Origin of the sequence: Pseudomonas sp. 86_A (assembly GCF_017491705.1) — a bacterium.
GTDB classification, from domain to species: domain Bacteria; phylum Pseudomonadota; class Gammaproteobacteria; order Pseudomonadales; family Pseudomonadaceae; genus Aquipseudomonas; species Aquipseudomonas koreensis.
In genome coordinates this window covers 1-22,713 of the sequence record NZ_JAFGYS010000016.1, presented here as the reverse complement: position 1 = coordinate 22,713, position 22,713 = coordinate 1, and the positions used below count along the sequence as shown (strand labels likewise).

Below are 22,713 nucleotides of genomic sequence, written 5' to 3'. Positions count from 1 at the left end.
TCGATTCACTCTGGCGGTGGTTCGTTGATGGGACCTCGGTTCAGGCTGGCAATTTTTTATTAATGAATGCACTCCGTGTAGGAGCTGCCGAAGGCTGCGATCTTTTGATCCTGATCTTCAAAAACAAAATCAAAAGATCGCAGCCTTCGGCAGCTCCTACGAGGGGGTTTTGTACTGGGTCAGAAGGAGTCGCCGGGCACGCGCACGTAGCCTTCCATCAGCACCCGCGCGCTGCGGCTCATGATGGCTTTCTTCACCACCCACTCACCGTTTTCCAGACTGGCCTCGGCGCCGACGCGCAGGGTCCCGGACGGATGACCGAAGCGCACGGCATTGCGTTCAATGCCACCCGCCGCAAGGTTGACCAAGGTCCCGGAAATCGCCGCCGCCGTGCCAATCGCTACCGCTGCCGTGCCCATCATCGCGTGGTGCAATTTGCCCATCGACAGCGCACGCACCAGCAGGTCGACGTCACCGGCGGCAATCGCCTTGCCGCTGGACGCAACGTAATCCGCAGGCTTGGCCACGAACGCGACTTTCGGTGTGTGCTGCCGCTTGGCCGCTTCATCCAGATGGCTGATCAGGCCCATGCGCAGCGCACCGTAGGCGCGGATGGTTTCGAACATCTGCAGCGCTTTCGGATCGCTGTTGATCGCGCTTTGGAGCTCGGTGCCGGTGTAGCCGATGTCTTCGGCGTTGACGAAAATCGTCGGGATCCCGGCATTGATCATGGTCGCCTGGAACGTGCCGACACCCGGCACCTCAAGCTGATCGATCAGGTTGCCGGTGGGGAACATCGAGCCACCGCCGCCCTCTTCTTCCGCCGCCGGGTCCATGAATTCGACTTGCACTTCGGCGGCCGGAAAGGTCACGCCGTCGAGTTCGAAGTCACCGGTTTCCTGCACCTCACCGTTGGTGATGGGGACGTGGGCGATGATGGTCTTGCCGATGTTGGCTTGCCACACGCGCACCACCGCCACACCGTTGTGCGGAATGCGGTTGGCATCGACCAGACCGTTGCTGATGGCGAACGAGCCGACCGCCGCCGAGAGGTTGCCGCAGTTGCCGCTCCAGTCCACGAAAGGTTTGTCGATCGACACCTGACCGAACAGGTAATCGACGTCGTGATCGGCTTTGATGCTTTTCGACAGGATCACGGTTTTGCTGGTGCTCGAAGTGGCGCCGCCCATGCCGTCGATCTGCTTGTCGTACGGGTCGGGGCTGCCGATCACCCGCAGCAGCAAGGCATCGCGGGCGGGGCCGGGAACCTGCGCGGCTTCGGGCAGATCCTTGAGGCTGAAGAACACGCCTTTGCTGGTGCCGCCGCGCATGTAGGTGGCGGGGATCTTTATTTGTGGTGCGTGAGCCATGATGCTCCTTACCGAAGGCATGGGGCCTGAAACCCCATGCCCCCATCAGTTGATTTAAACGGCCACCGCCGACTCTTCGAGGAAGTCCTGGGCAAAGCGCTGCAACACGCCACCGGCCTCGTAGATCGACACTTCTTCAGCGGTATCCAGACGGCAGGTCACCGGCACTTCAACGCGCTCGCCATTCTTGCGATGGATCACCAGCGTCAGGTCGGCGCGCGGTGTGCGGGCGCCGATCACGTCGTAGGTCTCGCTGCCGTCGATGGCCAGGGTGTGACGGTCGGTGCCCGGCTTGAACTCCAGCGGCAACACGCCCATGCCCACCAGGTTGGTGCGGTGGATGCGCTCGAAACCTTCGGCGACGATCGCTTCGACACCCGCCAGACGCACACCCTTGGCCGCCCAGTCGCGGGACGAACCCTGACCGTAGTCGGCGCCGGCGATGATGATCAGCGGCTGCTTGCGCTCCATGTAGGTTTCGATGGCTTCCCACATGCGCATCACCTTGCCTTCCGGCTCAACGCGGGCCAGCGAGCCTTGCTTGACCTTGCCGTTTTCCTGAACCATTTCGTTGAACAGTTTCGGGTTGGCGAAGGTTGCACGCTGCGCGGTCAAGTGGTCGCCACGGTGCGTGGCGTAGGAGTTGAAGTCCTCTTCCGGCAGGCCCATTTTCGCCAGGTATTCGCCGGCGGCGCTGTCGAGCATGATCGCGTTGGAGGGCGACAGGTGATCGGTGGTGATGTTGTCCGGCAGCACCGCCAGCGGGCGCATGCCCTTGAGCGGACGCGCGCCGGCCAGCGCGCCTTCCCAGTACGGCGGACGGCGGATGTAGGTGCTCATCTCACGCCAGTCGTACAGCGGCGTGACTTTCGGGCCGGTGTCTTCATGGATGGCGAACATCGGAATGTAGACCTGACGGAACTGCTCCGGCTTGACCGACGACTTCACTACGGCGTCGATTTCTTCGTCGCTTGGCCAGATGTCTTTCAGGCGGATTTCCTTGCCGTCGACCACACCCAGCACATCTTTTTCGATGTCAAAACGGATGGTGCCGGCGATGGCGTAAGCAACCACCAGCGGCGGCGAAGCGAGAAACGCCTGCTTGGCGTACGGATGAATCCGCCCGTCGAAGTTGCGGTTACCGGAGAGCACGGCGGTGGCATACAGATCGCGGTCGATGATCTCTTGCTGGATCACCGGATCAAGTGCCCCGGACATGCCGTTGCAGGTGGTGCAGGCGAACGCGACGACGCCGAAACCGAGTTGTTCCAGTTCAGTGATGAGCCCGGCTTCATCGAGGTACAGCGCAACGGTTTTCGAACCCGGCGCCAGCGAGGATTTCACCCACGGTTTGCGGGTCAGGCCGAGTTTGTTGGCATTGCGCGCCAACAGGCCGGCGGCGATCACGTTGCGCGGGTTGCTGGTGTTGGTGCAACTGGTGATCGCCGCGATGATCACCGCGCCGTCAGGCATTTGCCCCGGCACGTCATCCCACTGTCCGGAGATGCCTTTGGCGGCCAGGTCTGACACCGCTACGCGAGCGTGCGGGTTGCTCGGCCCGGCCATGTTGCGCACCACCGACGACAAGTCGAACGTCAGGCCGCGCTCGTATTGCGCGCCTTTCAGGCTGTCGGCCCACAGACCGTTGAGCCTGGCGTACTGCTCGACGAGCTGCACTTGCTGGTCTTCGCGACCGGTGAGTTTCAGGTAATCGATGGTTTGCTGGTCGATGTAGAACATCGCCGCCGTGGCGCCGTATTCCGGGGCCATGTTGGAGATGGTCGCACGGTCGCCGAGGGTCAGCGCCGAGGCGCCTTCACCGAAGAACTCCAGCCAGGCACCGACGACTTTCTGTTTGCGCAGGTATTCGGTCAGCGCCAGCACCATGTCGGTGGCGGTGATGCCCGGTTGCAGCTTGCCGGTCAGTTCGACGCCGACGCTTTCCGGCAGGCGCATCCACGAGGCGCGGCCGAGCATCACGCTCTCGGCTTCGAGGCCGCCAACGCCGATGGCGATCACCCCCAGCGCATCGACGTGCGGGGTGTGGCTGTCGGTGCCGACGCAGGTGTCGGGGAATGCCACGCCGTCACGCACCTGGATCACCGGGGACATTTTCTCCAGGTTGATCTGGTGCATGATGCCGTTACCCGGCGGAATCACGTCGACGTTCTTGAAGGCCTTCTTGGTCCAGTTGATGAAGTGGAAACGGTCTTCGTTGCGCCGGTCTTCGATGGCACGGTTCTTCTCGAACGCCTGCTTGTCGAAACCGCCCGCCTCCACCGCCAGCGAGTGGTCGACGATCAGTTGCGTCGGCACCACCGGGTTGACCTGCGCCGGGTCGCCGCCCTGCAAGGCAATCGCATCACGCAGGCCGGCGAGGTCGACCAGTGCGGTCTGGCCGAGAATGTCGTGGCACACCACCCGCGCCGGGAACCACGGGAAGTCGAGGTCGCGTTTGCGCTCGATCAGTTGTTTCAGCGAATCGGTGAGCGTGGCCGGGTCGCAGCGACGCACGAGGTTTTCCGCCAGCACGCGGGAGGTGTACGGCAGGGTGTCGTAGCTGCCGGGCTGAATCGCCTCGACCGCCGCACGGACGTCGAAGTAATCCAGGGAACTGCCGGGCAGGTTTTTGCGGAATGCTGTGTTCATCGGGTCAGGACTCGGGTCACGGTAGTTTCAAAGGGTGGCCAGCACGGAGTTGAGATACACATCGTCCACTGTGGGAGCGAGCCTGCTCGCGAAAGCGGTAGATCAGTCGACATCAATGTTGGATGTCAGTCCGTCTTCGCGAGCAGGCTCGCTCCCACAGGGTCTAGCGGCGCTCTCGGGCTCCGGGCCCTCACCATTCAGCGACGTTCGATTGGCACGAACTTGCGCTGTTCAACGCCGATGTACTCGGCGCTCGGACGGATGATGCGGTTGTTGGCGCGCTGTTCGAACACGTGCGCGGCCCAGCCGGTCAGGCGCGAGCAGACGAAGATCGGCGTGAACAGCTTGGTCGGGATGCCCATGAAGTGGTACGCCGAGGCATGGTAGAAGTCGGCGTTGGGGAACAGTTTCTTCTGCTCCCACATGGTCTTGTCGATGGCCTCGGAGACCGCGAACAGCACCGTGTCGCCGACTTCGTCAGCGAGTTTTTTCGACCAGCCCTTGATCACCTCGTTGCGCGGATCGCTGTCCTTATAGATCGCGTGGCCGAAGCCCATGATCTTGTCCTTGCGCTCGAGCATGCCGAGGGTGCCTTTGATCGCCTCTTCCGGCGACGAGAAGCGCTCGATCATTTCCATCGCCGCTTCGTTGGCACCGCCGTGCAGCGGGCCACGCAGGGAACCGATGGCCGCCGTGACGCAGGAATACAGGTCGGACAGGGTCGACGCGCAAACGCGAGCGGTGAAGGTCGAGGCGTTGAATTCGTGCTCGGCGTAGAGGATCAGCGACACGTTCATCACTTTGACATGCAGTTCGCTCGGCTTCTTGTCGTGCAGCAGGTGCAGGAAGTGGCCGCCGATGCTCGGCTCGTCGCTGACGCAGTTGATGCGTTTGCCGTCGTGGCTGAAGCGGTACCAGTAGCACATGATCGCCGGGAACGCGGCCAGCAGGCGGTCGGTCTTGTCGCGCTGTTCGGAGAAGTCTTTCTCCGGTTCAAGGTTGCCGAGGAACGAGCAACCGGTGCGCATCACGTCCATCGGGTGCGCGTCGGCAGGGATGCGTTCCAGCACTTCTTTCAGCGCTTGCGGCAAATCGCGCAGCTTGCTCAGTTTTTGCTGGTAGGCGTCGAGTTGCGCCTGGGTCGGCAGCTCACCGTACAACAGCAGGTAAGCCACTTCTTCGAACTGCGCGTCTGCCGCCAGTTCACGCACGTCGTAGCCGCGATAGGTCAGCCCGGCACCGGCCTGGCCCACGGTGGACAGTGCGGTTTGCCCGGCAACCTGGCCCCGGAGCCCGGCACCACTGAGTACTTTTGCTTCGGCCATTGCTGTCTCCAATCTTGAATTTGTTAGGGAATCTGCAATTACGGTGTTGTTGGCAAAAGATCGCAGCCTTCGGCAGCTCCTACATCGACCGCGTTCCTGTAGGAGCTGCCGAAGGCTGCGATCTTTTGATCTTCATTTTTTAGCGGCAAACAACGCATCGAGCTTCTGCTCGAAGGTGTGGTAATCGATGCGATCGTAAAGCTCCATCCGCGTCTGCATGGTGTCGATGACGTTCTGTTGCGTGCCGTCGCGGCGGATCGCGGTGTAAACGTTTTCCGCAGCCTTGTTCATCGCGCGGAACGCCGACAGCGGGTACAGCACCAGCGACACGTCGGCGCCGGCCAGTTGCTCGGTGGTGTACAGCGGCGTCGAGCCGAACTCGGTAATGTTGGCCAGAATCGGCGCTTTCACGCGGTTGGCGAACAGCTTGTACATCTCCAGCTCGGTGATGGCTTCCGGGAAGATCATGTCGGCGCCGGCCTCGATGCACGCGGCGGCGCGATCCAGGGCCGATTCCAGACCTTCGACGGCCAGCGCGTCGGTGCGCGCCATGATCACGAAGCTGTCATCGGTGCGGGCATCGACGGCGGCCTTGATGCGGTCGACCATTTCCTGCTGGCTGACGATTTCCTTGTTCGGACGGTGGCCGCAACGCTTGGCGCCAACCTGGTCCTCGATGTGGATCGCCGCCGCGCCGAACTTGATCATCGACTTCACGGTGCGCGCCACGTTGAACGCCGACGAACCGAAACCGGTGTCCACGTCCACCAGCAACGGCAGGTCGCAGACGTCGGTGATGCGGCGCACGTCGGTCAGCACGTCATCCAGGCCGGTGATGCCCAGGTCCGGCACACCGAGCGAACCTGCGGCCACCCCGCCACCGGACAGGTAGATCGCCTTGAAACCGGCACGCTTGGCCAGCAGCGCGTGGTTGGCGTTGATCGCGCCGACCACCTGCAATGGATGCTCGCTGGCGACCGCATCGCGGAAACGCTGGCCTGGAGTGTTCTGCTTGGAACTCATGACTCACCTCGTTCAGTGGCTGTCTTATTGTCGGCGCCGTCCTGGTAATGACGGGCGATGTTGCGTTTCGAGGCGCCGATGTGGCGGCGCATCAACAATTCCGCGAGTTCACCGTCACGGTCGGCGATGGCGTCGAGAATCCGGTGGTGTTCGGCGAAGGCCTGGCGCGGCCGGTTCGGCGTGGTGGAAAACTGGATGCGGTACATGCGCACCAGTTGATAGAGCTCGCCGCAGAGCATCTGGGTCAGGGTGCGATTGCCGCTGCCCTGGATGATCCGGTAGTGAAAGTCGAAATCGCCTTCCTGCTGGTAATAGCCGACGCCGGCCTGAAACGCCGCGTCGCGCTCATGGGTTTCCAGCACCCGGCGCAGTTCGTCGATTTCTTCGACGCTCATGCGTTCGGCCGCCAGACGGCAGGCCATGCCTTCGAGGGATTCGCGGATTTCGTAGAGTTCGAGCAATTCGGCATGGCTGAGCGATACCACCCGCGCGCCGACATGCGGTACGCGCACCAGCAGACGCTGGCCTTCGAGCCGATGAATGGCTTCGCGCAGCGGCCCGCGACTGATGCCGTAGGTGCGCGCCAGTTCAGGCTCGGAGATCTTGCTGCCCGGGGCGATCTCGCCTTTGACGATGGCCGCCTGGATGCGCCGGAAGACGTTTTCCGAAAGTGTTTCGGAATCGTCGCCGCTGATGACCGGGGGATCGAGTTGATCCAGCATATTGTCGACACCTTCAAATCCAATGCGGCAAAAACTAGCCAATTAGCCCACGCCAGTCAAAGGATAAATACACATTGTCGACAATCGTCTAATAACCGCAGGCAATCTTCCATTGGTCGATTAATCCCTGTGGGAGCGAGCCTGCTCGCGAAGGCGGTGCGTCATCCCAAGAAGATGCTGACTGACACTACGCTTTCGCGAGCAGGCTCGCTCCCACAGGGTATCCCAAGGGTTATAGACCGGCCCAAGCGCTGGCGCCATAAAACCACCGTGCTAGAATGCCGCCCGCATTTGCTGGCCTTTTGTACGGCTTGTCATAAAAAGCTGATAGGCACACGAAGGGGATTGCGCAGTCATTGCCAGGAACCTGAACCGAGAACGGAACGCTGCGCACCAGGATTTATGAGACTCAAGCCCTTCCCCACATTTTTTGCTCTGTTTTGCCTGCCCGGCCTGGCTGCCGCGGGGGAAAAAACCGTGTACGGCCTCAACGAATATGCATCGCTTGATGGCATCAATCTGGAAGTCGCGGCCAAACTCGACACCGGCGCCAAAACCGCCTCGCTGAGTGCCCGCGACATCAAACGCTTCAAACGCAATGGCGAGTCGTGGGTACGCTTCTATCTGGCGATCGACGCCGCGCACTCGCACCCGATCGAACGGCCGCTGGCCCGGGTCAGCAAGATCAAGCGCCGCGCCGGCGACTACGACCCGGAAGAAGGCAAGAAGTACACCGCCCGGCCGGTAATCGAGCTGGACATCTGCATGGGTTCGGCGCTGCGCAGCATCGAAGTGAACCTGACCGACCGTAGTGCGTTCCAATACCCGCTTTTGATCGGCTCCGAAGCCCTGAAACGCTTCGACGCGCTGGTCGACCCCAGTCTTAAATACGCTGCCGGCAAACCCGCCTGCACCATCGCCGCTCATACCGCCGAGTAATTTCCATGCGTTCTCTAACCTTCCACCTGAAAATCCTGATCACCATTCTGGTGCTCCTGGGCGTTTCGGTTACGGCCTATCAGATTTTCGTGCTCGGCATCCCGGTGACCGAGGACGCCACCGACGACCTGTGGAATATCGACGCCAAGGTCGAGTTCGTCGCCAGCACCAAGGATCCGGTGAAGATCCAGATGTTCGTGCCGCCCCTGAGCCGCGACTACGTCAGCCTCAACGAAAGCTTCATCTCCAATAACTACGGCGTTGCCGTGAACCGCGTCGACGGCAACCGCAAGGTCACCTGGTCGGCGCGCCGGGCCAAGGGCAACCAGACCCTTTATTACCGTCTGGTGCTGACCAAACGCTACACCGCAGAAAAATCCAAGATCAAAGGCCCGACCTTCCGCGATAGCATCGCCATCGAAGGCCCGGAAAAAATCGCCGCCGAAGCCCTGCTCGCGCCGATCCGCCAGCACTCGGCCGACGTCGAAACCTTCATCGGCGAGGCGATCAAACGCGTCAACAACGCCAACGACGACAACGTCAAACTGCTGCTGGCCGGCGACCCGTCGACGCCGCACAAGGCGAAGATCGTCGAACTGCTGCTGTCCATCGCCCACGTGCCGGTGGAAAAAGTCCACACCATCCGCCTCGTCGCCGATCAACCGCAAACCCCGGAACTGTGGCTGCGCAGCTTCAACGGCAACGACTGGCTGTACTTCAACCCGGAAACCGGTGAGCAAGGTCTGCCGACGGACCGCCTGCTGTGGTGGACCGGCGATGAAAACCTGATCACCGTCGACGGCGCGAAGAAAGCCAACGTGACCTTCAGCCTGAACAACAGCGAGATGAACGCGATTCGTCTGGCCAAGCTGACCGACGAAAACACCGACGCCAACTTCCTTGAATACTCGCTGTACGGCCTGCCGCTGCAGACCCAGCAGACCTTCATGATCATGGTGATGATCCCGATCGGCGTGCTGGTGATCCTGATCCTGCGCAATCTGATCGGCCTGCAGACCCTCGGCACGTTCACCCCGGTACTGATCGCACTGGCCTTCCGCGAAACGCAGTTGGGCTTCGGCATCCTGCTGTTTACCGTGATCACTGCGCTGGGCCTGTCATTACGCTCGTACCTGGAACACCTGAAGCTGCAAATGCTGCCGCGCCTCTCGGTGGTCCTGACCTTCGTGGTGGTGCTGATTGCGGCGATCAGCCTGTTCAGCCACAAGCTCGGTCTGGAGCGCGGCCTGTCGGTGGCGCTGTTCCCGATGGTGATTCTGACCATGACCATCGAACGCCTGTCGATCACCTGGGAAGAACGCGGCGCCAGCCATGCCATGAAAGTGGCAATCGGCACGCTGTTCGCCGCCTCACTGGCGCACCTGATCATGACCGTGCCGGAGCTGGTGTACTTCGTGTTCACCTTCCCGGCGATCCTGCTGATTCTGGTCGGCTTCATGCTGGCGATGGGTCGCTATCGCGGCTACCGCCTGACCGAACTGGTGCGTTTCAAGGCTTTCCTGAAGAAGGCTGACGCCTGATGTTCGGTTTCTGGAAGACCTGGAAGGCCCTGGAGGCGCGGGGCATCATGGGCATCAATCGGCGTAACGCCGACTACGTGCTCAAGTACAACAAGCGCAGCCTGTACCCGATCGTCGATGACAAGATCATCACCAAGGAACGCGCGATCGCCGCCGGCATTCATGTGCCGGAGCTGTATGGCGTGATTTCCACGGAGAAGGAAATCGACAAGCTCGACGCGATCATCGGCGGGCGCAACGATTTCGTGATCAAACCGGCCCAAGGTGCCGGCGGTGACGGCATCATCGTCATCGCCGACCGCTTCGAAGGCCGCTATCGCACGGTGTCGGGCAAGATCCTCGCCCACGAGGAGCTGGAACACCATATCTCGAGCATCCTCACCGGCCTGTATTCGCTGGGCGGCCACCGCGACCGCGCGCTGATCGAATACCGGGTGACCCCGGACCAGATCTTCAAGAGCATCAGCTACGAAGGCGTGCCGGACATCCGCATTATCGTGCTGATGGGTTACCCGGTGATGGCCATGCTGCGCCTGCCAACCCGCCAGTCCGGCGGCAAGGCCAACCTGCACCAGGGCGCGATTGGCGTCGGTGTCGACCTCGCCACCGGCCTGACCCTGCGCGGCACCTGGCTGAACAACATCATCAACAAACACCCCGACACCACCAACGCGGTGGACGGCGTGCAACTGCCCTACTGGGACGGTTTCATGAAACTCGCCGCTGGCTGTTATGAGCTGTGCGGGCTGGGTTACATCGGCGTGGACATGGTGCTGGACCAGGAGAAAGGCCCGCTGATTCTGGAACTGAATGCGCGACCGGGGCTGAATATCCAGATTGCCAACGATTGCGGGCTGACGTTGCGTACCCATGCGGTGGAAGCGCGACTGGAAGAGCTGAAGGCACGCGGGGTGACAGAGTCGGTTGAAGAGCGGGTGGCGTTTACTCAGGAGATGTTTGGGCATATTCCGGCTGTTGAGGGCTAAAAGCTGAAAAGCCCCTCACCCTAGCCCTCTCCCCGAGGGAGAGGGGACTGACCGAGTTGGATGTTCACGCGCCATCGACCTGACAGTCCGGAGTCGAACTCAGGACTTGAAAAGCCCCCCGATCTGCTCCCTTTCCCCCTCGCCCCCCCTGGGGGAGAGGGCTGGGGTGAGGGGGTAGGCTTTTGACTTTGATCTGGCATCGGAGAGGACTACAATCCCCACCCCGCCTCAATGGCCGATCTGCCCCGCCCATGTTGATCTGTTTCGTATACCCGCTGCCCTACCGCGCCAACCCCGCCGACTATTTCGCGGCCATCCGCCATGCGCCCGGCGCCGTGCTGCTCGACAGCGGCCGGCCGAGTGCCGATCGTGGTCGTTATGACCTGCTCAGCGCCTGGCCGCTGGAACAACTGGCGGTGTTGCCCGACGAAAGCGGCAGCGTTTTCCTGCAACGCCTGCGCGACAATCTGACCCGTCTCGGCGAAGCGCAGCTGCCTGCGGACTACCAACTGCCCTTCGCCGGCGGCCTGATCGGCTATCTGAGTTACGACTTCGGCCGGCATCTGGAACACCTGCCGAGCCAGGCCCGGGACGATCTGCAACTGCCCGACGCGCGCTTCGGCCTGTACGACTGGGCACTGATCAGCGATCACCAGACGGCCACCAGCCAACTGGTGTTTCACCCGTCACTGGCCAAGAGCGAGCAGCAACGGCTGATCGCCCTGTTCAGCCAACCAGCCACAGCGACACTGACGCCGTTCAAGCTGAACACGCCAATGACCGCCGACCTGTCGGCCGATGATTATCGTCAGGCGCTGGAACGCATCCATCAATACATCCAGGCCGGTGACTGCTATCAGGTCAACTTCGCCCAACGCTTCCGCGCGCCGTGTCAGGGCGATCCATGGCTGGCCTATTGCGCGTTGCGCGAGGCCTGCCCGACACCGTTTTCCGGTTTCCAGAGCCTGCCCGAGGGCGGCGCGGTGTTGAGTCTGTCGCCGGAGCGTTTCGTCAGAGTCAGCGAGCGCCAGGTGGAAACCCGCCCGATCAAAGGCACCCGCCCGCGTGGCCTGACGCCCGCCGAAGACGCCGCCAACGCCGCCGAACTGCTGGCCAGCCCGAAGGATCGCGCCGAGAACCTGATGATCGTCGACCTGCTGCGCAACGACCTCGGCCGCACCTGCCGCATCGGCTCGGTGCGGGTGCCGGAGTTATTCAGCCTGGAAAGCTATCCCAACGTGCATCACCTGGTCAGCAGCGTGACCGGTGAACTGGCGCAGGATCGCGACGCCCTCGACCTGATCGCCGGCAGTTTCCCCGGCGGTTCGATCACCGGCGCGCCGAAGATCCGTGCCATGCAAATCATCGACGAACTGGAGCCGACGCGGCGCGGTTTGTATTGCGGGTCGTTGTTGTATCTGGACGTGCGCGGCGAGATGGACAGCTCCATCGCGATTCGCAGTCTGCTGGTCAAGGATGGGCAGGTGTGTTGCTGGGGCGGTGGCGGGATTGTGGCCGATTCGGACTGGCAGGCGGAGTATCAGGAGTCGATTACCAAAGTGAAGGTTCTACTGGAAACCCTGCAGAACCTATAGCTTTGTGTGGCGAGGGAGCTTGCTCCCGCTCGGCTGCGAAGCAGTCGTAAGATTTTGGGGAGCGCTTCGCACTCCAGCGGGAGCACGCTCCCTCGCCACAGGAATTGTTTACAGGCTCAGGTCGCGGTTCGAAGCCTTGATGAATTCCTGCTTCAACTCGGCAAACGTATGCACCGCCGGGAACTGCGGGAATTCGCGAATCACATTCTCCGGCGCGTGAAACAGAATCCCCGCATCCGCCTCGCCCAGCATGCTGGTGTCGTTATACGAATCCCCCGCCGCAATCACCCGGTAGTACAGGCTCTTGAACGACAGGACCGACTGGCGCTTGGGATCTTTCTGACGCAATTGATAGCTGGTCACCCGCCCGCTGTCGTCAGTGATCAGACGATGGCACAGCAAGGTCGGGAAGCCCAGTTGCCGCATCAGCGGCTGGGAAAACTCGTAGAAGGTGTCCGAGAGAATCACCACCTGGAAGCGCTCGCGCAGCCAGTCGACGAACTCCACCGCGCCGTCCAGCGGCTTGAGGGTGGCGATCACTTCCTGAATGTCCGAGAGCTTCAGGCCGTGCTCGTCGAGGATGCGCAGGCGCTGCTGCATCAGCACGTCGTAATCGGGAATGTCCCGGGTGGTGGCCTTGAGGGATTCGATTCCGGTTTTTTCGGCGAAGGCGATCCAGATTTCCGGTACCAGTACCCCTTCAAGATCCAGGCAAGCAATTTCCACAAGACACTCCCGTTTGTATTGATTATTGAGTCGAGCGAGCCCGAACTCTAGCGACTCCCCCGCCACGGCGCAACGCAGCGGGCACCCCGTACCCCGCTGCTTTTTGTTAACATCGCCGCCATATAGAGCGCCCAGCGCCACCGACCTGTAGGAAGCCGCCCTGATGAGCCCAACGTTCGATGTCGTGGAACTCGCCACGACCTATGCCAATAAATCCGCTCAGGACATCCTGAAACTCGCGTTTGCCGAGTTCGGTGATGAGCTGTGGATCTCTTTCAGTGGCGCCGAGGATGTGGTGCTGGTGGACATGGCCTGGAAGCTGAACAAGAACGTCAAGGTGTTCAGCCTCGACACCGGCCGCCTGCACCCGGAGACCTATCGCTTCATCGATCAGGTGCGCGAGCACTACAAGATCGATATCGAACTGGTGTCGCCGGACTACACGAAACTCGAACCGTTCGTGAAGGAAAAAGGCCTGTTCAGCTTCTACAAGGACGGCCATGGCGAATGCTGCGGCATCCGCAAGATCGAACCGCTGCGGCGCAAACTGTCCGGGGTCAAAGCCTGGGCCACCGGCCAGCGCCGTGACCAGAGCCCGGGCACCCGCAGCGCCGTCGCGGTGCTGGAAATCGACACCGCGTTCTCCACCCCGGAGCGCACCCTGTACAAGTTCAACCCGCTGGCACAGATGACCAGCGAAGAGATCTGGGGCTACATCCGCATGCTCGAGCTGCCGTATAACAGCCTGCATGAACGCGGCTTCATCAGCATCGGCTGCGAACCGTGCACCCGCCCGGTCCTGCCGAACCAGCACGAGCGCGAAGGCCGCTGGTGGTGGGAAGAAGCGACGCAGAAAGAATGCGGGTTGCATGCGGGGAATATCATCAGCAAGGCATAAATCTCAGCCCCAATGATGTCCTCCCTGTAGGAGTGAGCCTGCTCGCGATAGCGGTGTGTCAGCCAAGAAATTCCTGGACTGATACACCGCTATCGCGAGCAGGCTCACTCCTACAGTGTTTTGTGAAACCTTCAAAATGTGTACACACGAATGTCACCATCGGTGCCATTTATGTGTGCACTTTTTCTTTTCACGCCCTGAAAAGTTACATCCCTTCTGAACGCCCGTCCGTTTTGCCACCTCCAAAAAATCCCCCGCAAAAAATAAATATCTGTTCAATCGGTCAATTTATAACCAACCATTTTCAACCACTTAGCGCTCCTCGATAACTTTTCGAAATGAGGATGGCTGCGCATAGATCGGTAACTGGCACAGATCTGGCTTTAGTGCATGCATGTTTTGTATACAAAACTGCAAAACATGACCAAACACTTTCGATCCGCAAGCCTGAAGCGCCCTATCCCGTACAGGCTGCAGATGCCCCGTAACCAGTGATGTCTGCTGGCCGCGACGAAGATTTGTCGAGCCCCGGGCTCATGCACAGTCATCGCGGCCCGCCCATCAGGAGCCTGCCGGAATGCGTACAAGTCTCTCCAACAACATCGCGCTGAATCTGTCCGCCTCTGCCCTCGACCAGCCATTGCCCGCCGATGGCCTGGCCGAACCGTTACAACTGAGCCCCCGTTTGCACAACAGCGACTTGGCACCAACCAGGGCCGAAGGTCGGCGCTGGGGCAAATACAGCATCTTCGCCCTGTGGACCAACGATGTGCACAACATCGCCAACTACTCGTTCGCCATCGGCCTGTATGCGTTAGGCCTGGGAGGCTGGCAGATTCTGCTGTCACTGGGGATCGGCGCGGCGCTGGTGTACTTCTTCATGAACCTGTCCGGCTACATGGGGCAAAAAACCGGGGTGCCGTTTCCGGTGATCAGCCGGATCAGTTTCGGGATTCACGGGGCGCAGATTCCGGCATTGATCCGGGCGGTGATCGCCATCGCCTGGTTCGGCATTCAGACGTACCTGGCGTCGGTGGTGTTTCGCGTGCTGTTGACAGCGATTCACCCCGGCTTCGCCGAGTACGACCACAACTCGATCCTCGGCCTGTCGTCTCTGGGCTGGGTGTGTTTCGTGGCGATCTGGTTCGTGCAACTGGCGATCCTTGCCTACGGCATGGAGATGGTTCGCCGTTACGAAGCCTTTGCCGGACCGGTGATTCTGCTGACCGTCGCCGCCCTCGCCGCGTGGATGTACACCCAGGCCAACGCGACCATTGCCTGGTCGATCCGCGAACCGCTGACCGGAGGCGAGATGTGGCGCAACATCTTTGCCGGCGGCGCCCTGTGGCTGGCGATCTACGGCACGCTGATTCTCAATTTCTGCGATTTCGCCCGATCTTCGCCGTGCCGTAAAACCATCAAGGTCGGCAATTTCTGGGGCTTGCCGGTGAACATTCTGGTGTTCGCCGCCATCACCGTCCTATTGTGCGGCGCGCAATTTCAGATCAACGGACGGATCATCGAAAGCCCGACCGAAATCATTGCGTCGATTCCCAACACGTTCTTTCTGGTCCTCGGCTGTCTGGCGTTCCTGATCGTCACCGTGGCGGTGAACATCATGGCCAACTTCGTCGCGCCGGCGTTCGTGCTCAGCAACCTGGCACCGAAATACCTGACGTTCCGCCGCGCCGGGCTGATCAGCGCAACCATCGCCGTGCTGATCCTGCCGTGGAACCTCTACAACAGTCCGCTGGTGATCGTGTATTTCCTCTCCGGCCTCGGCGCCCTGCTCGGCCCGTTGTACGGGGTGATCATGGTCGACTACTGGCTGATCCGCAGAGGCCGGATCAACGTCCCGCAGTTGTACAGCGAGGATCCCAACGGCGCTTATTACTACAGCCGCGGGGTGAATTTCCGCGCCGTGGCGGCGTTCATTCCTGCAGCGCTGATCGCCATCGTCCTGGCGCTGGTGCCAGGTTTCCACAACATCTCGCCATTCTCGTGGCTGGTGGGCGCCGGCATTGCCGCGATGCTTTACCTGATCATCGCCCGGCGTCAGCCGCACTACGCCGACGTCAGCGGCGAATCCATCGCCGTCGACAACGTCGGCCATTAACTTCCTCGCGGCCCGCGCTTCGGGCCGCTGAACTGCCCGCAATAAGGACTTCCCATGCGTATTCTTGTGGTCAACGTCAACACCACCGAATCCATCACCCAGGCCATCGCCCGCTCGGCGCAGGCCGTCGCTTCCCCCGGCACGGAAATCGTCGGTCTGACGCCGTTTTTTGGCGCCGACTCGGTGGAAGGCAATTTCGAAAGTTACCTGGCAGCCATCGCCGTAATGGACCGGGTGATGTCCTACGACCAACCGTTCGACGCAGTGATTCAGGCCGGCTATGGCGAGCACGGCCGTGAAGGTTTGCAGGAGCTGCTCAACGTGCCGGTGGTGGACATCACCGACGCGGCGGCAAGCACCGCGATGTTTCTCGGCCACGCCTATTCGGTGGTGACCACGCTGGACCGCACCGTGCCGCTGATCGAGGATCGGCTGAAACTGTCGGGCCTGTGGGATCGCTGCGCCTCGGTGCGGGCCAGCGGTCTGGCGGTGCTAGAACTGGAACACGAACCGCAACGCGCGCTGGAAGCCATCGTGCATCAGGCGGAACTGGCGGTGACGCAGGACAAGGCCGAGGTGATTTGCCTCGGCTGCGGCGGCATGGCCGGGCTGGATGAACAGATTCGCCGACGCACCGGGGTGCCGGTGGTGGACGGGGTGACGGCGGCGGTGACCATTGCCGAATCGCTGGTGCGGCTGGGGTTGTCGACGTCCAAGGTGCGCACTTATGCGACGCCACGGCCGAAACAGATCATTGGTTGGGCGGAGCGGTTTGCCCGGTAGACCGCGTTATCGTTTATCGCGGGCAAGCCACGCTCCCACAGGTTATGAGTTTCTCGCACATTTTGTGTGCGACGCGAGACCTGTGGGAGCGTGGCTTGCCCGCGATGGCCGCGCCTCGGTTAAAAGCCAAACTCAGATAGCACTGAATCGCTGAGCCAACCCTTGCTGCGCAAACTGCTCAATCACAAAATCGACAAACGCCCGCGTCTTGCCCGGCAGCAATTTGTGCTCGGCGTAGTAGATCGAAATGTTGCCGTCATCGATGTACCAGTCCGGCAGCACGCGCTTCAACGTGCCCGCCTCAAGGTAACCCACGGCAAACGGCATGCTGACCAGCGCGATCCCCAGCCCCTGCGCGGCCGTCGCGCAGGCGGCTTCGGAGTCGCTCATGGTCATTCGCGTCCTGAGGGTCAGTGGCCGGCAGAGTTGACCACCACCACTGATCAACTGCCAGGAGCGTACTCGACCGGTTTGCGGCGAACGAATCAGAATGCCATCGTGGTGTTGCAGGTCATCCGGCTCGGCGATGGCCGCGTGCTTTTGCAGATAGTCAGCGGAGGCCACCAAGACTCGATGCGCGGGCGCCAATTTGCGGGCGACGACGCCTTGGGGCAGTTCAAATCCGCCACCAATCGCCGCATCGAAACCTTGGCCAATCAAATCGACCTGCCGGTTATCGAAATGCCAGTCAGGGTTGATCGCCGGAAACCGACCTAAAAATTCTTCCAGCAACGGCACGATGTACAACCGCCCGAACACCGTGCCCATGCTGACTTTCAACGTGCCTGCCGGCAGTCCCTGGACGCTGGACAGATTGGCCACGGCATTCTGAATCGTCGTCAGGCTGCCACTGACCTGACTCAAGAACAGCTGACCGGCCTCGGTCAGGGCCAAGCTGCGTGTACTACGCTGGAACAGCCGTACACCGAGCCGCACTTCAAGCTTCGCCACGCTCTTGCCGACGGCGGCGGGGGTCAGGCTCAAGCGCCGGGCGGCTTCGGCAAAGCTGCCGACCTCGGCACTGCGCACGAAGCATTCGATACTGCTGAAGGTTTCCATGGTCGCCACTATAAACTTTTGGTTTACACAGACTATAGCAATCATGGGCTACACGGTTGTCGATGTCAGGCCGATACTCGGCTCCAACACCAAGGCACCCCGCCTTCCACTTACTGGAGATCGAACATGACCACTCAACACCTCAGCGGTAAAGTCGCACTGATTCAAGGCGGTTCCCGTGGCATCGGCGCCGCCATTGTCAAACGTCTGGCTGCCGAAGGCGCCGCTGTCGCCTTCACCTACGTCAGCTCCACCGCCAAGGCCGAAGACCTGCAAAACAGCATCACCGCCAAGGGTGGCAAAGCCTTGGCGATCAAGGCCGACAGCGCCGATGAAACCGCCATCCGCAACGCCGTCAGCGCCACCGTTGAAGCCTTTGGCCGCCTCGATATTCTGGTGAACAACGCCGGGGTACTGGCGATTGCGCCGCTGGAAGACTTCAAACTGGAAGACTTCGACCAGACCCTGGCGATCAACGTGCGCAGCGTGTTCATTGCCTCTCAGGAAGCCGCCAAACACATGGGCGAAGGCTCGCGCATCGTCAACATCGGCAGCACCAACGCCGACCGCATGCCCTTCGGCGGTGGCGGTGTGTACGCGATGAGCAAATCGGCGCTGGTCGGCCTGACCAAAGGCCTGGCACGCGACCTCGGCCCACGCGGCATCACCATCAACAACGTGCAGCCCGGCCCGGTCGACACCGACATGAACCCGGCCGATGGCGATTTCGCCGAAAGCCTGATCCCGCTGATGGCAGTCGGTCGTTACGGCACGGCCGACGAAATCGCCGGTTTCGTCGCCTATCTGGTAGGCCCTGAGGCCGGTTACATCACCGGTGCCAGCCTGACCATCGACGGCGGCTTCGGCGCCTGATTGCTGAATCCCCGGCACAAAAAAACGCCGCACCTCGGTTCAGAGGGCGGCGTTTTTTCATGGGTGTTTATTCAGCGATCAGGCCCATTCCAGCGCCGGCAAACCGCAGGCACTCGGAGTGAACGCCTTGAGCGTGCGCAGGATCCCGTCAGCGTGGGCGTATTTTTCATCGGCCATGGCCGCGTCGGGAATCGCAATGGCGGTCATCCCCGCCGCTTTCGCCGCGGTGACGCCAAACGGTGAATCCTCGAACACCAGACAATCTTCAGGCGCGACCCCCAGACGCCGGGCGGCGGTGAGGAAAATGTCCGGCGCAGGCTTGGCGGCACCGACTTCCGGATCGTCTGCGGTGACGATGAAATCGAACAGCGCAAACCAGTCGCGGTGCAAGGTGGTTTTCTGGCCGAACGATTGGCGCGATGAACTGGTGCCCACGGCAATCGGAATGTTGTGCGCCTTGAGGTGGCGAATCAGCTCCTCAGCGCCTGGCATCGCCTGCGCCTTGGGGAAGCGCTCGCGCATCAGCGGCTCGCGGATCACCAGGAACTCTTCGGCGCTGATCGGCAGGTCCAGCGCCTGCACCACGTAGTTGGCGAGGTCATTGGCGCCACGTCCGATGATGTTCTGTTTAACGCTCCAATCGAAGGTCCGCCCGTAACGCTCGGCAATGAGCGACGTGACCTCGGTGTAGATGCCTTCGGTGTCCAGCAATAAACCGTCCATGTCGAAAATCACGGCCTTGATCGGGCCAAACGCCTTCATCGGTGCATTCATCATCGGATCCGTTATCAAAAACATCCCGGGCGGCACAGTCGATGCCGCTGCTCGGATCTGATTAATGGGTTCAGCAGCATAGCGAGGCCAATGGACATTCAGCAACGGCCAATGTCCGCAAGGCGTTGAATGGCACGCTGATATTTAGCGAAATGCCCTACAGCTATTGCCTACTTGCCCGACTTCTTTCCTGGCTGATCCCCCGCAAAGTCCGCGCACCTCTTTCACGTGCGCGAGTGCCTGCGAATGTTCCAAACCGATCGGCTTCTGGCCCTGAACAACAGCATCGGCCTGCTGGTGGTTGCCGCCCTGAACCCGGTTCACCCGGACTTCGAAACACTGATCCGCGAGTTCCGCCTGAGCCTGAACCAATACGATGCCTGGGCCGAGCAGTTCTGGACCGGGACGGCGCTGGATGTCGAGCAGGTGTTCAAGGTCGGCAACGACCTGCAGCTCAGCGCGCCCGCCAAATCCCGCCAGCCGATTCAGACATCGGTGGTCATGTGCCCCGCGAGCGGTCCGCTGACCCTGGTGCACATGTTCGAGGCGGCGCGCTTCGTACCGATCGGCAATACCCCGGTGGTGCTGGAACCGGTGATCGCCGATGTCGACGGGGTTCTGAGCTTCGGCGCACCGCTGCGCCATACCATCGGCCCGAGCGGCATTCTGGAAGTCAGCGACTGCGACCGAGGCCAGCGTTATCGCATCACCTTCTTTCCCGATGTTTCCACCGATCATGTCAAAGCGCTGTATGCCTCGTACGAGGGGATCCTCGACGGGCTGGAAGCTTGGCTGCGCGACGAGTGGGCCGGTTTTCAGCCGCTATGGACGGCGTTTTCCAGCGCCGGCTTCAGCGATCGTTACCGCCAGTTACAACAGGCCGACTGGCGCGGGTTCGAGAAGGCGTTAAACGCCATTTGGGACGACGTTAAACAGCTGTTCGCCCTGCTCGCCGACCTGCAGGCCAACAGTGAAAAACTGTTGCAGTACCTGACCGAGGTCGAACTGCAAGCGCTGCTCAATGCCTCCACAGAAGCCATCGCCAATGGCCTGCTGATCCTCAGTGACGAGCCGTTGCTGTTTATTCATCTGGCGGCCTTCACCAGTTGGCTGAAGATGCTGCCGCCGCAATACCTGGCGGAGGTGGTGGCCGAGGTTCGGGTCGAATTGTTGATCAGCTTTCTGCTGATGCGGGTCGCCGGTGGCGTCGGCGTACCCGTGAAATTGAGCAGCAAGGTGCTGAGCAAGATCAAGTCGCCTCGGGCGCGGCAATGGCTGGCAGCGGCGGCCTTGCGCCTGAACGAACTGCCCTCCACTGCCGACCTGAACAAACACGCGGCCACGTTGAAGCCGTTGATGGTCAATACGCGCGCCGTGCCGCTGAAGCCGACGCCGGCGATCCCGCTGAATATTCGCCAGGCGGATTCAGTGGTGTTGACGGTACCGAATCCGGCGCCCATGGCGCGGGACAAGTCCCGGGGCACGACCCGGATGGAGCGGCACGAACCTCGCGACGACTCCCCCGATCAAGCGAAAAACCCCAACGGCGCCAGCGCCGATTGCGCGCCGCTGACCTGCACCAACGGCTGTCCGGTGTCGATGGTCACCGGCGAAGAACTGCTGACCCTCAGCGATGGCACGCTCGACGGGGTGTTGCCGTTCACCTTCACCCGGCTGTACCGCACCAGCGCGGTTGAGCTCGATGTCGGGCTGGGGTTTGGCTGGAGCCATTCGCTGGCCCATCGGCTGGCGTTCGAAGGCGATGCGGTGGTCTGGGTCGATCACGAGAACCGCCGCACGCGCTTTCCGTTGCCCAGTGTTGAACGCCCGGCGATTCACAACAGCCTGTCGCGGGCCGCGATTTTTCTCGGGGATGAGCCGGAGGAGCTGATTCTCGCGCTGGCCGGGGACGCAGCGCGGTTTTATCACTTTCGCGCCGGGCGGCTGACGACGATCAGCGATGCGTATGGCAACCGGCTGCGGGTTGTTCGCGATCATCAGGAGCGCATTGTTCGTTTGGACAATGGCGCCGGTCGGTCGCTGGGGTTGCGCTATGACCGGGCGCAGCTGATCGCTGTCGATTACCAGTCCTTTGCTGCTGACGGGACGGGCTGGCACACCGAACAAACCCTCGTCAGCTACCGCTACGACGCCTGCCAGCGTCTGCTGGAAGCGACCAACGCCGCCGGGGACAGCGAGCGTTACGACTACGACGACCAGCACGTCATCCTGCAGCGGCAACTGACCGGTGGCGCGAGTTTCTTCTGGGAGTGGGAGCGCTCCGGCAAGGCCGCGCGTTGCGTCCGCCACTGGGCCTCGTTCTCGCAGATGGACACGCGTTACGTCTGGGCCGACGACGGCAGCGTCGCGGTGCATTACGTCGATGGCACGGAAGAAACCTACGTCCACGACGATCGGGCGCGACTGGTGCGCAAGGTCGAGGCCGATGGCGGCGAGCACCTCAAGGCCTACGACGCTGCGGGACGATTGATCGCCGAGCAGGATCCGCTGGGGGCGGTCACCGAGTACCGCTACGACGAAGTCGGACGCTTGGTGGCGCGGCTTCCGCCGGAAGATGAGCCAACGTCCTACGAGTATCGCAACGGTTTCCTGCACAGCCGTTCTCGTGGTGAGGCGGTGTGGACGTTTCGGCGCAACGCTGAGGGGGATGTCACCGAGGCGGTCGATCCCGACGGGCTGGTTACCTATTACTACTACAACACCCGTGGGCAACTGCTGTCGGTCCGTTACCCGGACAGCAGCCGGCATCAGTGGGTGTGGAACGACCTCGGCCAACTGACCGAAGAAACCCTGCCCGACGGCGGTGTGCGGCGCTTTTCCTACGATGCGCTGGGGCGACGGACGACAACCCAGGACGAACACGGCGCGATCACCCGCCAGCACTGGGACGCCGTGGGTCGCCTGCTCCAGACGACGTTGCCTGGCGGCGCCACCCGCGCCTACAGCTACGGCGCCTATGGCCAGGTCACTGCCGAGCGCGACGAACTGGGGCGCGTCACCCGTTACGAGTATGACGACGACCTGCATCTGGTCTCGCGCAAGATCAACCCCGACGGCACGCGGGTGCAGTACCGCTACGACCATGCGCAACTGCTGCTGACAGAAATCGAGAACGAGTCCGGGGAAAAGTATCGACTGGACTACACGCCCACCGGACTGATCCGACAGGAAACCGGCTTCGACGGCCGGCGCACCGCCTACGCCTACGACCGTAACGGCCACCTGCTGGAGAAGACCGAGTTTGGCGATGACGGCTCGACGCTGATCACCGCTTACGAGCGCGATGCCGCCGGGCGCCTGCTGCTGAAAACCC

At 61.6% G+C, this 22,713-nt stretch carries 17 protein-coding genes; 9 read left to right on the top strand and 8 right to left on the bottom strand.

The genetic code is table 11. The annotated features are described in order from the left end of the window. Positions 1 to 179 precede the first annotated feature (179 nt). From prpF to J5M57_RS23195, 5 genes are all read right to left on the bottom strand, one after another. Positions 180 to 1,370 carry a 2-methylaconitate cis-trans isomerase PrpF gene (prpF, locus tag J5M57_RS23215; protein WP_207850115.1) on the bottom strand — a complete coding sequence of 397 codons (1,191 nt, stop codon included), beginning with the start codon at positions 1,368 to 1,370 and terminating at the stop codon, positions 180 to 182. 54 nt (positions 1,371 to 1,424) lie between these two features. Then, positions 1,425 to 4,019: a Fe/S-dependent 2-methylisocitrate dehydratase AcnD gene (gene acnD, locus J5M57_RS23210; protein ID WP_207850116.1), complete on the bottom strand. Its 2,595-nt coding sequence runs from the start codon at positions 4,017 to 4,019 to the stop codon at positions 1,425 to 1,427. Between the two features lie 197 nt (positions 4,020 to 4,216). Further along, entirely contained in the window at positions 4,217 to 5,344 is a 1,128-nt protein-coding gene (gene prpC / locus J5M57_RS23205) for a 2-methylcitrate synthase (RefSeq protein ID WP_207850117.1), read from the bottom strand. A gap of 132 nt (positions 5,345 to 5,476) precedes the next feature. Next, on the bottom strand, positions 5,477 to 6,367 hold the full coding sequence (prpB, locus tag J5M57_RS23200; protein ID WP_083366502.1) for a methylisocitrate lyase: 891 nt from the start codon (positions 6,365 to 6,367) through the stop codon (positions 5,477 to 5,479). Next, positions 6,364 to 7,086 (bottom strand): GntR family transcriptional regulator, encoded by a 723-nt coding sequence (locus J5M57_RS23195; RefSeq protein ID WP_169432611.1) that lies wholly within the window; start codon positions 7,084 to 7,086, stop codon positions 6,364 to 6,366. Before J5M57_RS23195 ends, prpB begins: the two co-directional genes overlap by 4 nt. A gap of 405 nt (positions 7,087 to 7,491) precedes the next feature. Between J5M57_RS23195 and J5M57_RS23190 the strand changes: the two genes are divergently transcribed. The 4 genes from J5M57_RS23190 to pabB all read left to right on the top strand — a co-directional run bounded on the left by J5M57_RS23190 (position 7,492) and on the right by pabB (position 12,150). Next, on the top strand, positions 7,492 to 8,028 hold the full coding sequence (locus tag J5M57_RS23190; RefSeq protein WP_007916436.1) for an ATP-dependent zinc protease: 537 nt from the start codon (positions 7,492 to 7,494) through the stop codon (positions 8,026 to 8,028). A gap of 5 nt (positions 8,029 to 8,033) precedes the next feature. After that, positions 8,034 to 9,569, top strand: coding sequence for an inactive transglutaminase family protein (locus J5M57_RS23185; protein WP_064586745.1), 1,536 nt, complete (start codon positions 8,034 to 8,036; stop codon positions 9,567 to 9,569). Next, positions 9,569 to 10,555 carry an alpha-L-glutamate ligase-like protein gene (locus J5M57_RS23180; RefSeq protein ID WP_064586744.1) on the top strand — a complete coding sequence of 329 codons (987 nt, stop codon included), beginning with the start codon at positions 9,569 to 9,571 and terminating at the stop codon, positions 10,553 to 10,555. Before J5M57_RS23185 ends, J5M57_RS23180 begins: the two co-directional genes overlap by 1 nt. Before the next feature lie 251 nt (positions 10,556 to 10,806). After that, positions 10,807 to 12,150: an aminodeoxychorismate synthase component I gene (gene pabB / locus J5M57_RS23175; protein WP_169840810.1), complete on the top strand. Its 1,344-nt coding sequence runs from the start codon at positions 10,807 to 10,809 to the stop codon at positions 12,148 to 12,150. A gap of 108 nt (positions 12,151 to 12,258) precedes the next feature. Here pabB and thrH read toward each other — a convergent pair whose 3' ends face one another. Next, positions 12,259 to 12,876: a bifunctional phosphoserine phosphatase/homoserine phosphotransferase ThrH gene (thrH, locus tag J5M57_RS23170; protein WP_207850118.1), complete on the bottom strand. Its 618-nt coding sequence runs from the start codon at positions 12,874 to 12,876 to the stop codon at positions 12,259 to 12,261. 163 nt (positions 12,877 to 13,039) lie between these two features. On the opposite strand from thrH, the gene J5M57_RS23165 reads away from it, so the two are divergent. The 3 genes from J5M57_RS23165 to J5M57_RS23155 all read left to right on the top strand — a co-directional run bounded on the left by J5M57_RS23165 (position 13,040) and on the right by J5M57_RS23155 (position 16,673). After that, on the top strand, positions 13,040 to 13,774 hold the full coding sequence (locus tag J5M57_RS23165; RefSeq protein WP_003223260.1) for a phosphoadenylyl-sulfate reductase: 735 nt from the start codon (positions 13,040 to 13,042) through the stop codon (positions 13,772 to 13,774). Between the two features lie 577 nt (positions 13,775 to 14,351). Next, a complete protein-coding gene (locus tag J5M57_RS23160) occupies positions 14,352 to 15,890 on the top strand; it encodes an NCS1 family nucleobase:cation symporter-1 (protein WP_207850119.1) in 1,539 nt (512 codons plus the stop codon). A gap of 54 nt (positions 15,891 to 15,944) precedes the next feature. After that, positions 15,945 to 16,673 (top strand): aspartate/glutamate racemase family protein, encoded by a 729-nt coding sequence (locus J5M57_RS23155; RefSeq protein WP_169840815.1) that lies wholly within the window; start codon positions 15,945 to 15,947, stop codon positions 16,671 to 16,673. A 132-nt stretch (positions 16,674 to 16,805) separates the two neighbouring features. On the opposite strand, the gene J5M57_RS23150 is transcribed toward J5M57_RS23155, so the two are convergent. Continuing rightward, positions 16,806 to 17,732, bottom strand: coding sequence for a LysR family transcriptional regulator (locus J5M57_RS23150; RefSeq protein ID WP_207850120.1), 927 nt, complete (start codon positions 17,730 to 17,732; stop codon positions 16,806 to 16,808). A 126-nt stretch (positions 17,733 to 17,858) separates the two neighbouring features. Between J5M57_RS23150 and J5M57_RS23145 the strand changes: the two genes are divergently transcribed. Then, positions 17,859 to 18,605, top strand: coding sequence for a 3-oxoacyl-ACP reductase family protein (locus tag J5M57_RS23145; protein ID WP_207850121.1), 747 nt, complete (start codon positions 17,859 to 17,861; stop codon positions 18,603 to 18,605). Between the two features lie 78 nt (positions 18,606 to 18,683). Here J5M57_RS23145 and J5M57_RS23140 read toward each other — a convergent pair whose 3' ends face one another. Next, on the bottom strand, positions 18,684 to 19,379 hold the full coding sequence (locus J5M57_RS23140) for an HAD-IA family hydrolase (RefSeq protein ID WP_064586737.1): 696 nt from the start codon (positions 19,377 to 19,379) through the stop codon (positions 18,684 to 18,686). Positions 19,380 to 19,625: 246 nt separating this feature from the next. Between J5M57_RS23140 and J5M57_RS23135 the strand changes: the two genes are divergently transcribed. Then, on the top strand, positions 19,626 to 22,713 hold a 3,088-nt coding region (locus J5M57_RS23135; protein ID WP_207850122.1), incomplete at its 3' end, for a DUF6531 domain-containing protein.

Excerpts from the sequence above, each read along its gene's own strand:
- prpF (WP_207850115.1), bottom strand. The coding sequence starts at position 1,370 with ATGGCTCACGCACCACAAATAAAGATCCCCGCCACCTACATGCGCGGC.
- acnD (WP_207850116.1), bottom strand. The coding sequence starts at position 4,019 with ATGAACACAGCATTCCGCAAAAACCTGCCCGGCAGTTCCCTGGATTAC.
- prpC (WP_207850117.1), bottom strand. The coding sequence starts at position 5,344 with ATGGCCGAAGCAAAAGTACTCAGTGGTGCCGGGCTCCGGGGCCAGGTT.
- prpB (WP_083366502.1), bottom strand. The coding sequence starts at position 6,367 with ATGAGTTCCAAGCAGAACACTCCAGGCCAGCGTTTCCGCGATGCGGTC.
- J5M57_RS23190 (WP_007916436.1), top strand. The coding sequence starts at position 7,492 with ATGAGACTCAAGCCCTTCCCCACATTTTTTGCTCTGTTTTGCCTGCCC.
- J5M57_RS23185 (WP_064586745.1), top strand. The coding sequence starts at position 8,034 with ATGCGTTCTCTAACCTTCCACCTGAAAATCCTGATCACCATTCTGGTG.
- J5M57_RS23180 (WP_064586744.1), top strand. The coding sequence starts at position 9,569 with ATGTTCGGTTTCTGGAAGACCTGGAAGGCCCTGGAGGCGCGGGGCATC.
- pabB (WP_169840810.1), top strand. The coding sequence starts at position 10,807 with ATGTTGATCTGTTTCGTATACCCGCTGCCCTACCGCGCCAACCCCGCC.
- J5M57_RS23165 (WP_003223260.1), top strand. The coding sequence starts at position 13,040 with ATGAGCCCAACGTTCGATGTCGTGGAACTCGCCACGACCTATGCCAAT.
- J5M57_RS23160 (WP_207850119.1), top strand. The coding sequence starts at position 14,352 with ATGCGTACAAGTCTCTCCAACAACATCGCGCTGAATCTGTCCGCCTCT.
- J5M57_RS23155 (WP_169840815.1), top strand. The coding sequence starts at position 15,945 with ATGCGTATTCTTGTGGTCAACGTCAACACCACCGAATCCATCACCCAG.
- J5M57_RS23150 (WP_207850120.1), bottom strand. The coding sequence starts at position 17,732 with ATGGAAACCTTCAGCAGTATCGAATGCTTCGTGCGCAGTGCCGAGGTC.
- J5M57_RS23145 (WP_207850121.1), top strand. The coding sequence starts at position 17,859 with ATGACCACTCAACACCTCAGCGGTAAAGTCGCACTGATTCAAGGCGGT.
- J5M57_RS23140 (WP_064586737.1), bottom strand. The coding sequence starts at position 19,379 with ATGAATGCACCGATGAAGGCGTTTGGCCCGATCAAGGCCGTGATTTTC.